Raw genomic sequence first — 253 nt, 5'->3', positions numbered from 1 at the left:
CAAGTGACGTTACCGTAATGGTTTATGGCTTGTGGGCGGCACACCACTTGCCAGTATTCATGAGTTAGCCGTTCGACTTGACGCCCATCCCAGTCACCATAACCGTTATATATTTCAATATCATGCTGACTTCTTTGATCAGATTGGCTCCATGGCGAGGTGTATAACCGAACTCGAAAGCGGGGATAATCTTTTAAAAAACTCGGCAATCTTGGGTCAAGGAAATGCTCAGAAAATGTATTGGATACACGCA

1 protein-coding gene is annotated in these 253 nt (G+C 44.7%); it reads right to left on the bottom strand.

The window, feature by feature from the left end:
• A partial coding sequence (locus tag V0R37_RS22785) for a LysR substrate-binding domain-containing protein (protein ID WP_420376645.1) occupies window positions 1–253 on the bottom strand: 253 nt, incomplete at both ends.

It is taken from the genome of Pollutimonas rozaliensis (assembly GCF_048751585.1).
Taxonomy (GTDB): Bacteria; Pseudomonadota; Gammaproteobacteria; order Burkholderiales; family Burkholderiaceae_B.
Note: the sequence above shows the minus strand (reverse complement) of the source record. Positions and strands in the feature narration are given on the sequence as shown.